Source organism: Kosakonia sp. S42 (genome assembly GCF_016624785.1).
GTDB lineage: Bacteria > Pseudomonadota > Gammaproteobacteria > Enterobacterales > Enterobacteriaceae > Kosakonia > Kosakonia cowanii.
Window position 1 is genome coordinate 24,471 of record NZ_JACVTW010000031.1, and the last position, 16,858, is coordinate 41,328.

Annotated in this window: 13 protein-coding genes and 7 pseudogenes; 14 read left to right on the top strand and 6 right to left on the bottom strand. The window is 49.9% G+C overall.

All coding sequences use genetic code 11. The annotated features are described in order from the left end of the window. Window positions 1-4: 4 nt before the first annotated feature. A complete protein-coding gene (locus IAE50_RS21765; protein ID WP_200581267.1) occupies window positions 5-1,102 on the bottom strand; it encodes an ABC transporter ATP-binding protein in 1,098 nt (365 codons plus the stop codon). Between the two features lie 195 nt (window positions 1,103-1,297). Continuing rightward, entirely contained in the window at window positions 1,298-2,497 is a 1,200-nt protein-coding gene (locus IAE50_RS21770) for an ROK family transcriptional regulator (protein WP_200581268.1), read from the bottom strand. Window positions 2,498-2,730: 233 nt separating this feature from the next. Here IAE50_RS21770 and IAE50_RS21775 point away from each other — a divergent pair, with 233 nt between their 5' ends. The 9 genes and pseudogenes from IAE50_RS21775 (at window position 2,731) to IAE50_RS21815 (ending at window position 11,083) form a co-directional block, all read left to right on the top strand. Then, complete coding sequence (locus IAE50_RS21775) at window positions 2,731-3,855, top strand: ROK family protein (protein ID WP_200581269.1); 1,125 nt, start codon at window positions 2,731-2,733, stop codon at window positions 3,853-3,855. After that, on the top strand, window positions 3,852-5,600 hold the full coding sequence (locus IAE50_RS21780) for a glycogen debranching protein (RefSeq protein WP_200581270.1): 1,749 nt from the start codon (window positions 3,852-3,854) through the stop codon (window positions 5,598-5,600). Before IAE50_RS21775 ends, IAE50_RS21780 begins: the two co-directional genes overlap by 4 nt. A gap of 55 nt (window positions 5,601-5,655) precedes the next feature. After that, entirely contained in the window at window positions 5,656-6,900 is a 1,245-nt protein-coding gene (locus IAE50_RS21785) for an ABC transporter substrate-binding protein (RefSeq protein ID WP_200581271.1), read from the top strand. Window positions 6,901-7,058: 158 nt separating this feature from the next. Then, a complete protein-coding gene (locus tag IAE50_RS21790) occupies window positions 7,059-7,844 on the top strand; it encodes a carbohydrate ABC transporter permease (protein WP_234467284.1) in 786 nt (261 codons plus the stop codon). Continuing rightward, window positions 7,841-8,659 (top strand): carbohydrate ABC transporter permease, encoded by an 819-nt coding sequence (locus IAE50_RS21795; protein ID WP_200581273.1) that lies wholly within the window; start codon window positions 7,841-7,843, stop codon window positions 8,657-8,659. Before IAE50_RS21790 ends, IAE50_RS21795 begins: the two co-directional genes overlap by 4 nt. Window positions 8,660-9,137: 478 nt before the next feature. Beyond that, window positions 9,138-9,411: pseudogene (locus IAE50_RS21800) on the top strand (DUF1778 domain-containing protein). A gap of 11 nt (window positions 9,412-9,422) precedes the next feature. Then, window positions 9,423-9,835: pseudogene (locus IAE50_RS21805) on the top strand (GNAT family N-acetyltransferase); the annotation flags it as partial. 593 nt (window positions 9,836-10,428) lie between these two features. Beyond that, entirely contained in the window at window positions 10,429-10,824 is a 396-nt protein-coding gene (locus tag IAE50_RS21810) for a Panacea domain-containing protein (protein WP_309228104.1), read from the top strand. 1 nt (window position 10,825) lies between these two features. Continuing rightward, entirely contained in the window at window positions 10,826-11,083 is a 258-nt protein-coding gene (locus tag IAE50_RS21815) for a hypothetical protein (RefSeq protein ID WP_200581274.1), read from the top strand. A gap of 243 nt (window positions 11,084-11,326) precedes the next feature. Here the strand turns inward: IAE50_RS21815 and IAE50_RS21820 are convergent. From IAE50_RS21820 to IAE50_RS21825, 3 genes and pseudogenes are all read right to left on the bottom strand, one after another. Then, a pseudogene (locus tag IAE50_RS21820) lies at window positions 11,327-12,448 on the bottom strand (Arm DNA-binding domain-containing protein); the annotation flags it as partial. Continuing rightward, window positions 12,403-12,591 carry an excisionase gene (locus IAE50_RS26170; protein ID WP_309228105.1) on the bottom strand — a complete coding sequence of 63 codons (189 nt, stop codon included), beginning with the start codon at window positions 12,589-12,591 and terminating at the stop codon, window positions 12,403-12,405. The gene IAE50_RS26170 and the pseudogene IAE50_RS21820, both read right to left, overlap by 46 nt. Before the next feature lie 44 nt (window positions 12,592-12,635). Next, window positions 12,636-12,829 (bottom strand): annotated as a pseudogene (locus IAE50_RS21825) (hypothetical protein); the annotation flags it as partial. A gap of 103 nt (window positions 12,830-12,932) precedes the next feature. Between IAE50_RS21825 and istA the strand changes: the two are divergent. Both istA and istB read left to right on the top strand, forming a co-directional pair. Then, a pseudogene (gene istA / locus IAE50_RS21830) lies at window positions 12,933-13,925 on the top strand (IS21 family transposase). Beyond that, window positions 13,925-14,678: pseudogene (gene istB / locus IAE50_RS21835) on the top strand (IS21-like element helper ATPase IstB). Before istA ends, istB begins: the two co-directional pseudogenes overlap by 1 nt. A gap of 66 nt (window positions 14,679-14,744) precedes the next feature. On the opposite strand, the pseudogene IAE50_RS21840 reads toward istB, so the two are convergent. Further along, window positions 14,745-15,060 (bottom strand): annotated as a pseudogene (locus IAE50_RS21840) (hypothetical protein); the annotation flags it as partial. A gap of 682 nt (window positions 15,061-15,742) precedes the next feature. Here IAE50_RS21840 and IAE50_RS21845 point away from each other — a divergent pair. The 3 genes from IAE50_RS21845 to IAE50_RS21855 all read left to right on the top strand — a co-directional run. Beyond that, window positions 15,743-16,252: a helix-turn-helix domain-containing protein gene (locus tag IAE50_RS21845; RefSeq protein WP_200581275.1), complete on the top strand. Its 510-nt coding sequence runs from the start codon at window positions 15,743-15,745 to the stop codon at window positions 16,250-16,252. Between the two features lie 53 nt (window positions 16,253-16,305). Then, on the top strand, window positions 16,306-16,611 hold the full coding sequence (locus IAE50_RS26805; RefSeq protein ID WP_375287871.1) for an IS3 family transposase: 306 nt from the start codon (window positions 16,306-16,308) through the stop codon (window positions 16,609-16,611). Then, the coding region (locus IAE50_RS21855; protein ID WP_200581277.1) for a DDE-type integrase/transposase/recombinase at window positions 16,577-16,858 on the top strand (282 nt) is incomplete at its 3' end. The genes IAE50_RS26805 and IAE50_RS21855, both read left to right, overlap by 35 nt.

A 16,858-nucleotide genomic window follows, 5' to 3' on the forward strand; every position in this document is an offset into this window, starting at 1 on the left:
GTGGCTAACGTGCCACTATAGATAAACCATCGCTGACGCGGAACAGATGCAGCCGTTCTGTTGGGAGAGAAAGGGATAATAAATCACCTTCGCTGACGCTGATATTATCCGCCTGATGCAGTGTCGTCTTACTGCCATTTCCTTCAATATGCCCGTACATGTAGGTTTCCGTACCAATCAATTCGGCATAGTCAATCCTGAAAGGTAGGGTATTTTCCCCTGTGGTCGTTTGCAATTGCAGATGGCTGGGGCGAACCCCCAGTTCAATCGGCATACCGATACTGGCAAGTTTGGGATTAACTGTTACCACGACCTCAGGAAATGCATTAATTGATATCGTAGCCTGGTTGCCTGCCAACGCAGATATTGTGCCCTGGTAAAAGTTCATTTTAGGCGAGCCGATAAAGCCTGCGACAAAGCGGTTTTTTGGATAACTGAATAATTCCAATGGCTTATCGAATTGTTCGACAATGCCGCCATTGAGAATAGCGATACGATCGGCCATGGTCATCGCCTCGATTTGATCGTGCGTGACGTAGACGATAGTACTTTTCAGACGCTTATGCAGGTTGATTATTTCCGAGCGTGTATCAACGCGAAGCGCGGCGTCGAGGTTAGATAGCGGCTCATCAAACAGGAAGACACTTGGCTGGCGTACGATTGCCCGTCCAATCGCTACGCGCTGACGCTGGCCGCCAGATAGTGAACGGGGTTTACGGGCCAGACAGGACTCTATTTGCAGCATTTTGGCCGCTTCCAGCACCCGCTGTTGAATGTCGGCTTTCGACATCCGGGTATTTTCCAGCCCAAACGACAGATTTTGGGCGACTGACATATGCGGATATAAGGCATAGGACTGAAACACCATCGCAATCCCTCTATCGCTGGAGGATACGCGGGTGACATTTTTGCCGCCGATACTTATTTGGCCGGACGTAGAGTCTTCCAGCCCGGCGATCAGGCGCAGCAGGGTGGATTTTCCACAGCCCGAAGGGCCAACAAAAACGACAAACTCGCCGTCCTTGATATCCAGATCCACCCCTTTAATGATCTGTACATCGCCAAATGATTTGGTGATATTCGCCAGCGTAAGTTGTGCCATCAAATGCTCCGCCACTGCTCAGGTATCAAGAATTCATTCTGTCGAATAGTGGTTACTACGCGCGACAGAATGAATGGATTGACGTATAATGGCTAAATTTAATTTAGTTCGTCAATGTTCCGAACTAAATTATTGAGATAATGTGACGTAGCACAAAAAACAGTCCAACAACGATGCCCAACGGCGTCGGCCAGGCTAGATATTTTTGGGGAGTTGAACCTGCTTCGAAAAATCTTTTAACCCAAACAACAGATTATGTAACTTATTCAACGAGATCGCCACCGCACCGGTCAGCGTGGCTTGCGCACCCAGCGTACTGCACTCCAGTACTATCGGATGAGGGGCGCAGCTATGCAGGTAATAGCTGATGCGTTCTACCAGCTCGGGACGTGTCCCAATGTTGCCACCAATAATGATTTTTTCCGGATCAAACAGCGAAGAAACCGACAGCACCAGCAACGCGGCAATCCGCGCCGTTTCTTCAATGGCGATAAGCGCAGCGGGTTCTTTGTCGACGTAGCGGTTCAGAATATCACGCACGGGTGTATCACAGAGTCCTCCGGCAAAATGATAACGTCGGCTGATTCCACTGGCGCCGATTGCGGACTCCAGCGTTCCATGGTGGCGATTTTCTGACGCATAGGCATCGGCACCCAGCGGCAGGTAAGATATCTCACCTGCCGCACCCATCGCACCTCGCAGTAAAATTCCTTCCAGCAGCAGACCCAGGCCAACCCCCGTCCCCAGCGAGATAAATGCCAGTGAATGGGCATCCTGACCGTGCCCGCGCCAGTACTCCCCGATCGCCGCCGCATTGACATCGTTCTCAATCAATACTTCACAGTTAAAGACATGTCGCATGGCATTAAGCAGTTTAAACTCCTCCATATTATTCATATTTGGGGCAAAGGAGAGGGTGCCGGTTTGTTGATTAACCACCCCTGGAATGGCCATGCTCACACTGTGTAGCTTGCGCGGTTCGATGTTTAAACTGGCGAGCAGGGCATCTTTTAACTGACAAAGTTTTTTGACCAGATTGTCGCCACCAGTGTTGTCGTTGGCATCTTCGTAGTGCGCGACCTCTTTGCCGCGAAGATTCACCAGACTGAGCCGAATGGTGGTCGCACCCACGTCCATGCCCAATACGTAAAACAGATCGTCGGATATTTCATAGTTCATTGCGGCGCGGCCCACTTTACCCGAGGCCAAACCGCATGGGCGCACCCAGCCGCGTTCCTCCAGCGTGAGGATCACCTCAGAGATGGTCTGTTTAGAGAGTGTGGTCGCCTTGGCCATCTCTGCGCGTGAGGCTGGCCCTGAATGTAATAGGTACTCCATTACTGCATGTACTGATATTTGGCGTAGAACTGGAACATCGTTTTCTATTTCAATCATTTAGTCATTCTCTATGATAAACCGCTACGTATCTATACCTGCATATGCACAATGAAACAACAGAGTATCATTTAGTGAAAACGTCGTTCATCTCTCATTTTTTAAAACTTTCTGACGCAAACAGATAATAAATTTACTGCCTGTATTGACGGATAACAGTAGGGAGCGTTATTAATTCGTAAAGTTGATTAACTAATTATAACAAAACCCGCTGCTGGAAAAAAGGACAGCATATGGTGAACCTTAGGCCCCTGAATAAGACCATAAAATTAGTATTATCGCAGTTAGATCGTCTGCCGCCGTCGGCATCACCCGCCTGGGTGTCAGTGTTTGATATTTCGCCAGAAATGGCACAACAGATGCTTAATATGCTTGAAAAACAGCAGATCATTCAGCGTACGTCAGAAAGCATTTGTTTGCACCCTCAGTCGCCAGTGGTTATTGGTTTCGATCTGGGTGGGACCAAAGTCAAAGGGCGGTTGGCATCATTGGATGGTCGGGAGCTGGTTCAGGTTGAACAACCAACTCGTAAAGGTGATGAACAGTCCGCGTTGCAACAGATGGCGCAGCTAGCCAGGTCTATGCTGAAACAGGCTGGAATTCCGCCACAACGTTTACAACAGGTGGCTATCGGCATTCCGGGAGCGATAGATAAACTGGGTAATGTGAATCTCTCCCCTAATTTGCGCCTCCCCAGCCAATTGCCGGCATTATTTGCCCTGACCGATACGCTGCATTGTCCGGTCACTTTTGAAAACGACGTCAATCTGGCGGCGCTCGGAGAATATCACCAGGGGCATGGACAGAACAGTGATTCGTTGGTGTTCATTGCATTTGGTACTGGCGTCGGGATGGGCATTATCGTGCAGGGCAATATTATTTGCGGCCATGCGGGCATGGCCGGGGAGATCTCGTTACTGCCGCTCAGCGCGACGCCTTACGAGGATGCACGAGTTTCAGTCGGTGGAATATTTGAAGATCGCGTCAGTAGCCAGGCTATCCGCCAGCGCTACCAGGGAGGGGGTACGGAAGTGATTGATATTTTCCGTCATGCGGAAAAGGGCGACGTACAGGCGATTGCGGTGCTGGAAAATACGGCGCGGATCGCGGCTCTCGGCGTGGCTTCAGCCGTTAGTATGCTTAATCCTCAGTGGTTGATTCTGGGCGGCGGCATCGGCACCAGACCTGCATTTTATCAACAAATCCAGCACTTTGTTCGTCAGTTACTGCCGGTCCCGGTTCAGATCACCGGCAGTGCGTTGGGTGATGATGCCGGTGTTATCGGTGCCGTTTATCTTGCCCATCAGCGTTGTCTGACGGCCATTAGTTATCATGACGTAGAGGGACAGCCAGCATGAATTTCATCCACACACCGACACCTGCATTAGCACTTACTCCACAGGATGATGGGCAGCTATCCAGCCAGTCTGCGCCGTTGTTACCCTTTATGGGGCGTCGCCTGCAAGGTACCTTTTCGGCGGAGGGCATAGTGGCGTTTGCCGTGTGGGGCAGCGGTTCGCTGGGTTACGTGCATGTCTCTGCGTTTCAGGGATCTTGTCTGCTGGCACCTAATCGGCTGCTAACGAACGAACAAGGGTTTTATCTTGCGCAATCACAGCCAGTTATTTTGCTGACCAACGCGCAGTATCTGCGTTTTTACCCCGCACGCAAGCGTGCCTGGTGGGATCAAAAGGGCGGAAAGTCACGCAAAGAGATTTCCGCTGCACGGCGTTGCTGGACGCTGCCCTGGGGCGTGGTGATTATTGAACAGCGTGATAACGATGTGTTGATTGCCGCAGGTAACGACAAGGCGGAAGCCGAACGCGGCCTGGCACTCAGTGCGGAGCAGATCCGCGAAGAGGCGGCGGGCTATGTTGCTTATTGTGATCAGCTACCTCAGGCTCAGCCCCTTATGCGCAGCATGGTCATGCAGAGCACTCATGCCGCGTTATCCAGTATCCGTTATGATCATACTGGGTGTTTTTCTGGTTTGGCCGCAGGGATGGATTACAGTGCGCCGGCCCGCACCTATTACCGTGACGGTTACTGGACGCTTCAGGCTCTGTTAACGCTTGAGCCACAGATTGTGCTGGAAGAAATCCACCTGCTGGCGGCTGGCCTGCAACCAACGGGGGAAGCGCCGAGCGGCGTGATTCTGAATGGCCCCGGTCTGTCCGATGCCTGGGAAGACGCGCGGACATATAACCCTGCGGTGAAAGAAAATCACAGCCGACCACAGGACTGGTGGAGCGATCACTTTGATAGCCCGCTATTTTTTATTTTATCGATTGCCGATTATGTGCGTAGCACCGGGGATCTCTCACCGTGCGAACAATACTGGGCGCAGATCGCTGTCATTATTTCCCGTTATGAAAGCTTCATTGAGCACAATAACGGCTTGCCTCAAAAGCCAGCACATAACGATCGCGACTGGGCCGACAATGTCTACCGGTCGGGTTATGTCGCTTACGATTTAGGGCTGTGGATCGGCGCTGTGGATACTGTCGCTGAATGGGCGCAACAACGTGATCCCGCACTGGCTGCGCGCTGTGAAAAACTGGCTGTGCAGGCACGCCTTCATCTTGATGAAGCTCTGTTACAACCCGGCGGACACTATGCCGACTACGGTTGCCCGAACGATTTTATTGAAGACCACTTTACGCTGGATAGCCTGACGCTGTTGCGCTACGGCGCGGTTTCTCATGAACGGGCGCAGCAGGTGCTGCGCCAGGTACAAAATCAGTTGGAAACACGTCATAACCCGCGTCAGAAGTATGGTGACTGGGGCGTAATGTGTGCCTGGCCGCCATTTAAACGCCGTCGCGATACCCGTGCAAAATCGGCATTTGTGATGCGCTACCACAACGGAGCCGATTGGCCGTATCTGGATGGTCTGTATGCCGATACGTTACTGCGCTATGACATGCCTGGCAGCGAGTATCCATTAACTCGCTGGTGGCAAACTTGTCTGGAACAGGGGTGGGCTGGCGCGGTGGAGTATTTCTCGCCGCCGTTTGGCCGCGGATCGCTGTTACAGGGATGGAGTGGTATGCCTGCTGCCGTGGTGATGAAGTACCGTCATCATTTCACTCCGGCACAGTAATAACCATATATTTGAATCGTGTTTGACGTCGTTACTTTGATCAGGACAACACATTATGAAAAAGAGATTTGCTATCGCTATATTGACCGGTGCCATCGCTCTTGTCTGTTCGTCCCTACAAGCCGCTGAATTAACCATTATGTGGTATGAAACGGATAAAAATGAATCCACGGTGCTTAAAGAACTGTTAAGTGAATATACCCAGCAGCATCCGGAAACCACGTTTAACCTGCAACTGGTGCCTTACGATAATGTGATCCAGAAATTCCGCCAGTATGCAGCTTCAGGGTCAGGTATGCCGGATATTTCCAAAACCTCATCAATGGAGGCGGTGATCCGTCCTTACCTGGTCGACTTTAATCAATACTTTGGCAAAGATTATCTCGATCATTACATCAAGGGGTGGGCAGACGGCGCGCGATTGGGCGATAAAGCTATCGCGGCCCCTCTGTACGTCACGGCCACCGGGCTGCTGTTGAACACGGATGCGTTTAAAAAAGCGGGCGTCGCCTTGCCTGATGTGAACAAGGGGTGGACATGGGAAGAGTTTCTCCCGAAAATCAAAGAGGTATCTCAGAAATCGGGTACCCGATATCCGCTGGTCTGGGACGTGTCTGCCAGCCGTTGGATCATCCATGAATACCAGTACGGAAACTATCTGTTCTCGACAGAACCTCCCTATAAGGTCGTGATGGACAAACAGAAGGCCGCAGATACTCTTGCTAGCTTTGTCAACATAGCCGATGAATACATGCCACAAGGCCAGTGGTCGGGAGCGAGTTCGGATAATCCCAAAGAATTGTTTATAGGTGGACAGGCAGTGGCCTGGATGACCGGTAGTTGGCAGCTCAGTTCTGTGGCGCAGCGCGCTAAATTTGACTGGCGTGCCGGTTATACGCCGAAGGGTACCACCCGTTCCAGCGTTTACGGCGGTGAATACGTCGTTGCCTTTAATACCAGTAAACATCTGGATGAAACCACCAGGGTCGTACAATGGCTAACCTCGCCGCTCATTCTGCAACGGTTAGCGGTACCTGTTGGTATGATCCCCGCCACGCTGTCGGATAAACCTGTCAAATACAATACGGTGAAAATCAGTCAGGCTATGGAATTGATGCAGCATGAACTGGTGGACAGCCCGACTTATGCAGCAACCGATCAGGCTAATCAGGCGATGCAGTTTGTCTGGGCGCCGATAAAAGATGCGGTTATGCAGGCGGTCACCCATCAGATCACGCCAGAACAGGCGATTGATAAAATCATGAAGGCCGGGCGGGACGGATTAGAGGCTGCAAAATGAAAGTGATGAATCAGGAGCCAACGGCCCCACGCGGATCTCAAGGTGGCTCAACATCGTTTAGGTGTGGTATCAGAAAACTATGGCCTTATTTGTTGATCTTACCCTCACTAGGGCTGTTGCTGCTATTCACCTTCTATCCATTAGTGCAGGGATTCTGGATGTCGGTGTTTCAGCGTGGTGTAGTGGTACTGCCGCAGATAGCCAGTACCCAGCCCAGATTTGTGGGCATCGACAACTTTATTCATGTTTTCGCCGATCCGGAGTTCCAGCAGGTGTTACTGCGGACGGTGATGTTTGTCGTGTTTGCTGTTCCGCTCAATCTCGTGGTTGCACTGGGCATGGCGTTGCTTTTGGCTCCGCAAATCCGTGGTTTTGGGCTGGCGCGTACCATCGTCTTTTTCCCGTCGATGATCAGTCTGTTGACGATTGGCATCATGTGGAAGTGGCTGTGTGGCTATAACTCCGGGCTGATCAACTATGTGCTCAGCCTGCTGGACCTCAGCCCGGTTCCCTGGTTACAGAATGATACGATGGCGCAGGTTGCCGTGGTGATTGTCTGGGTATGGGCCAGCGCAGGTTTCAATATGATGATTCTGTTAGCCGGGCTGACGGCGATCCCGGGTGATTTGTATGAGGTTTCCCGTATCGATGGAACGAGCCGCTGGCGTACCTTTACCCGCATTACGTTACCGCTGTTACAGCCCAGCATAGTAGTGGTTATTGTGCTGTCGTCGATCGAAGCGTTTAAGGTGTATGAACTGGTGATTTCGCTCACCGGTGGGGGGCCTGGGCGTTCTACAGTCTACCTGATCCAGACTATCTATGAAAATGCCTTTATGCAGCCCGCGACGGCGGGGATTGCGGCAGCGCAGTCAGTGGTGCTGTTTGCAATTTTATTTACCCTTTCGGTGATCCAACTTCGCTTGTCGAGGAGCTTTAAATGAATCGTTCATCTTTGACGGTGCGCTGGGTAATTATTGGCATAATGCTGCTGTTCTTTCTGTTACCTCCGATCTGGATTTTTTCCAATGCGTTGAAGTCTGTTGATGAAATTTTCGCCTGGCCGCCCTCTCTGTGGCCAGAGACACCGTCACTGGAAAACTTCTTTGATGTGTTCCAGAACACCAATTTTGTGCAGATAACAGGCAATTCATTCATTGTTTCTATTACGTCGGCGGCCCTATCGGTTGCAATCAGCGTCATGGCGGGCTATGCCCTAGCGAAGTTCCGTTTTCGCGGCGATACCTTGATCTTTATGATTATTATGTGTGCACTCATGATCCCACTGCAAATCATCCTGATCCCGATTTTTCTGTTATTACGCGACCTGCATTTACTCAATACGTTGTGGGGGGTGATCATTGCCCCGGCGGCCACACCAACCGGTGTTTTTCTGATGCGCCAGTATATTCGCAATATTCCCGATAGCCTGCTTGAAGCGGCGCGCCTTGAGGGGACGAGTGAATGGCGCATTCTGTGGCGTATTGTGGTGCCTCTATCATTGCCGGCTATTGCTACGCTGACGGCGTTTAATTTTGTCTGGCGTTGGAACGATTTCCTATGGCCATTTTTGGTTATCAGTGATCAAAGCCAGTGGACGGTGCAGTTGGCGTTAGCCAGTAATGTTGGGCAGTTTGATATTAACTGGCCGCGTCTGCTGGCGATGTCGGCGCTGGCGGTGGTACCTATGCTGGCAATTTTTCTCGCGTTGCAACGTTACTTTATGAATGGGCTTATGGCGGGGGCGACTAAAGAATAATAGCAGCATCGGCGTGTCGCTTCTTGCCTGCCGGGCTGTCAGTGCTATATGGGAGCCTCAATTTTCATTGAACACAATGGACCCTCACAAAAGCCCCTAATTGCAACTTAATCAAGGCAGCGTTGGGTTGAGAATAGTGGGATTTGTAACGTAATAAAATGATATATAATATTGATTATCATTTAGTTGTGTGTATTTCAGAGGACGTATATAGAAGTGAAAGTGGTGCCGAACTCGGAAAGATTCAGTTGATTATTGAATTGTTTTTAATAGTGGTTTTCTTCACCACTGGTTGTCAAAATCCGTCATTTGACGCATTTTTTAGCTTGAATATCAAAATACTGGCATAGCTGTGCGGAAATTAGTCCGGTGAGTTCCTTCGGTTCGATTTCGTCTGATATCTGTAAATTGTGATAGCATTAGCGTTACGTGCGCTGTATGGATTAATATCCAAGAGGCATACCGGAAGATAACATTAATGCCAGCGACGAACAGCGTTTCTTTTAAGCGAGAAGTGTTAAATTTACGCATCAGACCCGCTGAGCGTGATCTCATCGATCGCGCTGCGAAAGCCAAAGGGAAAAATCGTACTGATTTTGTTCTGGAGGCCGCTCGCGCTGCCGCAAAAGAAGCACTTTGAAAGCGCATATTATGGCCGCTCCAGACGCCTATCAGGAGTTTCTTGCACGTCTGGACAGGCTCCTGCGCTGAATGCCGCGTTGCGTAAAATCATGCAAACTCCTGCGCCATGAGAATTGAAAAAATGATTTCAGTTCCTGAACCTCTCCATGCCGGACATATGCTACCCACATTTTGCTGCGGCTCGGATTCTATGGACAACTGGCTGAAACAGCGGGCGATGAAAAATCAGCTGACCGGCGAGTCCCGGACGTTCGTTTGCTGCGACGGTTCGAAAGTGCTGACGTATTACTCGCTAGCTTCCAGCGCCGTGACGGTAAATGCTGCGCTTTGGACACTTTCGCCGCAATTTGCCTAACCGATTCCGGTAGTGGTCTGAGCTGTCTGGCGGTAGATAAGTCATTGTATGGTCAGGGAGTCGACAGGGGGTTGGTGCGGGATGCCGGGCTGCGGGTGATTCATGTGGCGGAGACTATTGGCATTCGGGGAATGTTGGTGCACGCGCTGTCTGATGAAGCGCGGGAGTTGAACTCGCGTCCGAAATTAAGATAACAAACTGACATAAACGATTTTATCATTATTAAATGTTTCAGGTGCATTTCACGTGCACATTGAGGTTTGTCTAACGTCATGATTTTGTACAATATTTTTAAATATTTTCCGCATTACTAACGCCTTAGTAATCTCCGTCATGTAACCTGTGCAAAAAGTGCTATTGGTTGCCTTGTCAATGAAAAATCTCGCGAGAGTGCAACTCTTTACAATGTAAGGATTGTCTAACAATGTGCCATTACCTTTGGGGTAAATGTGTTGAGCATATAAGTATCGTGTAAAATGTTGGCGTGAAATGGCTCTAAATATGTCTCTAAAATGATCAATCTATGGTTGCTTATTCATTATAGCTGGCTATAAACTGCGCCTAGGTAGGACAAAATGTCCTCCTTTATCGTTGTTACTTCATAAAGCCATTGTATGAAAGGTATCGAGATGCTTAAGAGTCGGTTCAATTCAGAAAAGGCTTTAGAGGCCATTCTGTATGTGACCTCTAAAGCACCCGTGCCCGACATTATCATGTCGGGAAAATCCTTTACTACGCCGATCGTGCTCACCTTGAGCGTTATGGTCGCCTCATTACCGGCGATGAGTATAAAGCTATGAAAGATGGACGGGTCGCTGAGAACACCTATGACATCATCAAAATTGCCCAAGGAAAGGGGCGCTTCATCCCAAATGGAATCGAAGTTGAAGACATAAAGTCAGCGCTTCGGGCTTATGAGAAAGTCCATAATTACCGTGTAGAGCCTTTGCGCCCTGTTGATGATGAAGTTTTCAGTGATTCTGATCTTAAATGTATTGACGAGGCAATCGAGATGATTGGCAAGCTATCATTTGGTCAGATTCGTGAAATGAGCCACGATGAAATTTGGTCTTCGGCGAATGAGAACGGTGAAATCCCTCTGGAAGTTATCGCCGGAAGCTGTAAAGATGCTGACTTACTGATTTCCCATCTTTTCAACGGAAGATAGAATGCTTAATTTAGGGGATATGTTCCCTTCAAATTTTGCCCAAACTTTTGCATCACATCATCATCTTTCTGTTGGGGATGTGATTTATCTCTTCTGCGATTTTACCACTCCAGAGAAGCATAAATACATGGTAGTTTGCTGCTGCGAACTACTCCTCGTTTTACTTATCAATTCAGAAACTAGCGAATACATCCTTGCCTGCCCAAATCTGCTTCAGTGCCAAGTAGATTTGCTTGAAGCAGATCATCACATTCCTTGAATGTGATTCATTCGTAAATTGTATAGAGGCCCATCAAGCGTTTGACTTGGAAGTAGTTAAGGAGCAGATAACTTCTAACTATACTCAGATATACAAGGGACGGTGTTGCTGGCTATTGTCTGCGATCAATTTATAAAGCTGTAGAATTGTCGGAAACGATGCGCCGGATACTTGAGTAGATGCGGCAATATGTTTAAAACCCGGTTCAGACCGGGTTATTTTGTCCTTCACATTTACCCTAATTGCCTCTATCGCGGTTTTACCATCATATTCAGCCAAGTATTTACCGTAATTGCGGAATAACATTTCCGGCTCTTTGTGGCCCGCCCTGCAGGCCAGAAAAGGTTAACGCTCTGGCTGAATGCTTAGTGGCGAACGTGTGGGTACGGGTTACGGTAGCGCACTCCAGCTTTTTAAAGGGTTGGTACCCATGCTTTTTTGCGGATCGCATCGGCGTTCGCCCAGGGCTCTCCCGTCTTCGGGTCGCTGAATATGAACTCACTTTTCATAAAAGTGTATTGTTTCTGCGCCTGCAGGGTTGCCAGCGCCTCACTGTTCAGCTCAACTTTTCGTGTACCAGATTTGTCTTTGTGCCTTTAAGTACGCCTACGACACTGGCAGCCTGTACGTGGGCAGTGTTCACTATATTATCGAGATCAGGCCAGCGCGCGCAGTTCGGAACTACGCAGACCGGTATTGAGACGAAGCGGAACAGATTTTCCCATTCAGTGTATTTGTAGCTCTGGTAAATAGCGTTGGTTTCCGCTGGCGTGAACGTGTCAACCACGTAATCGTCGGAGCTCGTGCTGTTGTCTATCACATGGTACCGGCTGGCGCTGACAAGGGTTACCGGATTAACGATCAGCAGGCCATCCGTCACAGATTCATCAATGGCGCTGCGCATAAACGAAAAGTTATTCACGGTCGTTTTCAGCTTCGTTTTTCGGCTAGCTATCCAGTTTTTAAGAACCGCTGGCGTCAGTTCTGACACGTGAAGTTTATGTAGAGCTGACAGTGCAGGCAGGCACTTTTCATAGCCGTTAATAGTCGACGGAGACAGGTTGCGGTTCTGGCAGATTTTCAGATATTCGTCCAGATAAGACTTTATGTTTTTCTTTTTTTTCACTACCCCGAACAGCTCCAACTTTTTGGAGTTGGGTAAATATTTTGCATATTCAAAGGTACTACTGACGATCTTATTTTGTATCTCCCCCAGCAGAGCGCGTTTGCTTCCATTCTGGAAAGGGGCTCCCGGCAGAGAATCCCTTTGTGTGTGAAGGTGATCACCGGGATATCGCCAGTTTTATGCCGGCGAATAGTTACTCCCCTTGGGAGAGATGCGGATCCTTGTTTTTTTGTGTCCATCTTGCAATCTCTGCTAAGTCGATCCAACGTTCTTTGGAACCATCGACTTTTAAGACATGAACGCCTTCTTGCCACACACCACGCTGTAACTGTTTGTTAACGGCATCCAGTGTTTCATCGACTGAATTGCAGTAACTGGTAATGGAATTACATCAAGATTAATAATCGTGCTGCCTCCCTCATAACATTTATAAGCCCTGATAAACGTCGCTGACGGGCCGGAGATAACTGTCTTAATGAAGAAAAAGCCGCTACGTCTGGCGATGGTTTCTGGTGTCAGGAAAAGCGCAGTATCAACTGCTCGATTGTGACGCCGAAACTCGAATGCAGTACTGATGATCGTAACTGTGGCCACGGCATCTCGTTGAATTCGATTTTCATTCAGACCTCCCTGCTGTTAGCAGCAATGGAATAGTGGCCCACCGGGGGTGCGGACAAAAACTTTGACCCTGGGCTAAGCTGCTCTCTCTGAAAGTGAGAGCGTATGGTTACTTTCGAGGCTGTTATGGAAATTCATATTCTTCACAAACAGGGGATGAGCATTCGCACCATTGCCTCCCATCTGGGTGTATCCCGCAATACCGTTCGGAAATATCTCAAAAATCAGAAGGCGGAGCTGGCCTATTCGCCACGCCCTAAATCCGCCAGTCTGCTCGATCCCCACCGCGACTACATCGGAAAACGGCTTGCAGATGCTCACCCTTACCGACTGTCTGCTACGGTGGTTTATCGCGAAATACGTGAGCGTGGCTACCAGGGGTCGCTGACCTTGCTGCGCTACTTCCTCCGTGCAAAACATCTACCTGTAACAGCTGAGCAGGCTGTCCGCTTCGAAACCGAGCCGGGACGCCAGATGCAGGTCAACTGGGGGACTATGCGCAGCGGCCATACCCCGCTGCACGTCTTTGTTGTCGTGCTGGGTTACAGCAGGATGCTTTACATCGTATGCGATGCGAGACGATGGAAAGCTGCCACCGTAACGCCTCCGTTTCTTCGAAAGAAGTGCCGTATGACAACATGAAGACGGTTGTGCTGCAGCGCGACGCCTACCAACCAGGCCAGCATCGCTTCCATCCCTCACTCTGGCAGTTTGCCAAAGAAATGGGTTTCACACCGCGACTGTGCCGGCCATTCCGGACGCAGACAAAGGACAAAGTTGAACGCATGGTGGGCCACACCCGACAGATCTTCTATATCCCCTGATGACGCGGCTCAGGCCTGCCGGCGTCGTGCTGGACGTTGAAACCGCCAATTGCAAAGGCCACCGCTGTCTCAGCAAGGTAGCCCACAGTTGAACACCAGATCTCCATTGTCGGCCCTGCGACCGCTGGTTGGAAGAATGACAGGCCATGTTGGCGCTTCCGCCAGATAACCCGGTGGAGCAGTTGCTGATCAACGAAGACATTCAGCTCTTCGACCGTAATCCGTTGCATCATCTGCCCCCATCTATGACATGTTCTGTCCGGGAGCCGCTTAATGACAGAGATACAGCATCAGCGCCTGGCGTCGCTGGCAGAACAGCTGCAGATGGAAAGCCTTGTCGGCTCGGCGCACGCGCTGAGCCAGCAGGCCGTCAGCCGGGAATGAAGTTATCTGGACTTCCTTGAGCTCTTCTGCAGGACGAGAAGCTGGCGCGTCACCAGCCGGAAACAGGCAATGTATACGCGAATGGCGGCGTCCCCCACGGTGAAAACCTTCGAAGAGTATGACTCACCTTTGCAACTGGCGCACCACAGAAGCAACTGCAGTCGCTGCGCTCCCTGAGCTTCATCGAGCGGGGAGAAAACGTGGTACTGTTGGGGCCTTCGGGCGTGGGCAAAACGCATCTGACTATCGCGCTGGACTATGAAGCTGTACGGGCAGGGATCAAGGAGCGCTGCCGACCTGTTGCTGCCGCTGTCAACGGCGCAGCGGCAGGGGCGCTACAAAAACACGTATCCCCGGGGCGTGCTGACACCCCGTCTGCTCATCATAGACGAGATAGGATATCTGCCATTCAGTCAGGAAGAAGCCAAACGGTTCTTTCAGGTGGTGGCGAAACGCTATAATAAAAGCGCCACGATCCTGATGTCGAACCTGCCGTCAGACGTTCGCAGGCGATGCCGCTCTGACATCAGCGATGTTGGACAGGATCCTACACCACTCACACGTAATGCAGATAAAAGGAGAAAGCTATCGATTGAAACAGAAACGTAAGGCTTGGCTGATAACGGGACCTGATCCTGAGTGACCAGGAGGGGCAAATTACAACTGCTATTGTTAAACAAAGGTGGGTCAAAGTTCGACTGCTGTTGATACCTGCGATCGTGTTGCCCATGTCATTAGCCATGCTCTGCCAGGTTTTAAGGCCAGTCCATTGCCACTAACGCAACGACTTAACACCTGTATTCCGATCTCTTCCCAGAGCCTGCAATTTTCTTTGAGCACCTCCAGTTCGTACCGTCGATTAAATCCCTGGCACCTTTAATACCGCCGACAATGTTCACCTGTATTGCTTGCCCTCCAGCATTAACCATGAAGCTATCCGCGGCGCTGGTGAAGCTGATATGACTGTAAAGGGCCGAGGCATACTGATTTGCCAGCGCGTTAAGGCGGAAATTATGTGTAATGATCGCCATTATTCTTTTGCCTCAGTGATCTCATCAGGATCCTTGCGCAGAATAAAGCCACCGAATTCATGATGCTGTCAGCGCTTACGCTTCCCCCTGGTAGCGTTGATTCCTTCAGCGGCACCTGAAAGGCATGAATGAAGGCTTCGCACTGGACACACAGACCACGAAAGGCAGGCAGTTACCTGATACCCCGGGTACCCGGCAGAGAATTGCATGGCGCTTTCTTTCAGAACGCAGTCGTAAAATAGCTGTGCGACCAGCAGGATGGGCAGCAGGGTAGGCATGTTTCATTTTTGTGGGGATTCATCAGCTCTCAGAGGTAATGGGGGGGATTATTATATTCGCTGTCGCTTAGTTTTAGCGGTCATGCCAGACCTGTGGCTGAGGGCATTGGCTGCCTTTCTGATGACGCTGTCGTTAGCTCTCATCCTTCAGGCTGCAGGCAGTGGCTATCCCGTAAGAGCGATGATACACGCTGCCGTTGCTTAGACAGTGGGTTATGACAGCCTCACCCATTTTACCTACGAGTACGCGCGTCTGTTTGCCGCCCCGCCAGCGGGGGGGCCACAGAACATAGTGGGGAAGGCGGATAACACACGGTTGATGAGATCGCTTCGGTAACAAGCCCCCCCAGTGAACTGCACCCCAAAAGCTGGACATCAACTTAATAAGGTGCAGTTTAATGAAGAAGCAGTATCCGTTCGACGTCAGGTTAAAGGTGGTTGAGCACTATTTGAATACAAATGATGGGATGAAAAGAACTGCTCACCACTTTGGGATTGGGCGCACAGCCGTACGGCGATGGATCACTACCTACCAATTGCATGGCGTGAACGGCATTTCTGATGCCAGAAAAATATACGATGTTGACCTAAAAATAGCGGTTGCCAAGTCTGTTGTAGAGGGGAATCTCTCGCTTCTCCAGGCAGCTGCACAGTACAATATTTCAAATGAAAGTGTTGTGCGATGCTGGGTGCTTCTTTATGAAAAGGAAGGCGCTGAAGGCCTAAGAGCCATAAAAAAGGGACGATCGGAAGCTGTGAAATTTTCTCATCGTAAAACGAAAGCTCGTGAGCGACTTACGCCCGATGAAATGCAAGATGAAATCGATTATCTTCGGGCAGAGTTGGCATATTTAAAAAAGCTGAAAGCCTTGGTTCAAAAGCAAGCAACAGGCAAAAAGCCCAAGTGATTGATGAACTGAGGCAGGTGTACCCTCTGAGAACCTTATTACGAGCTGCGGAAATGCCCCGTAGTACGTGGTATTACAACCTGAAGGTGTCACGTCTGCCAGACAAACATGCGGCGCTTAAAGGTCAAATAATCAAGATCTATAACCACCATAAGGGTCGTTACGGTTACAGGCGTATACTGCTGTCACTGCGAAAACTTGGGTATCAAATAAATCATAAAACGGTACAGCGCCTGATGTCTGAAAGCTCAATCCGGGCCATCATCCGGGTAAGAAAAATACAGAACATTCAGAGGTTCGCTCGGGAAACCAGCAGCAAATGTGATGAATCGAGAATTCGAAGCCACTTCGTTGAATGAAAAATGGGTAACTGATGTGACAGAGTTCAATGTGAGGGGAGAGAAGTTATACCTGTCGCCAGTGATGGACTTATGTAACAGAGAAATTATCTCCTATAGCCTGTCTGACAGGCCGCTAATGGATATGGTCAATGATATGCTGGATAAAGCGTTTACTCGCCTGACTCCTGGTGATGCACCTGTTTTGCATACAGACAGTAAGAATGTCGGTGTCAGTTTTCATCATCATGCTTGCTGTTTTCTCAGC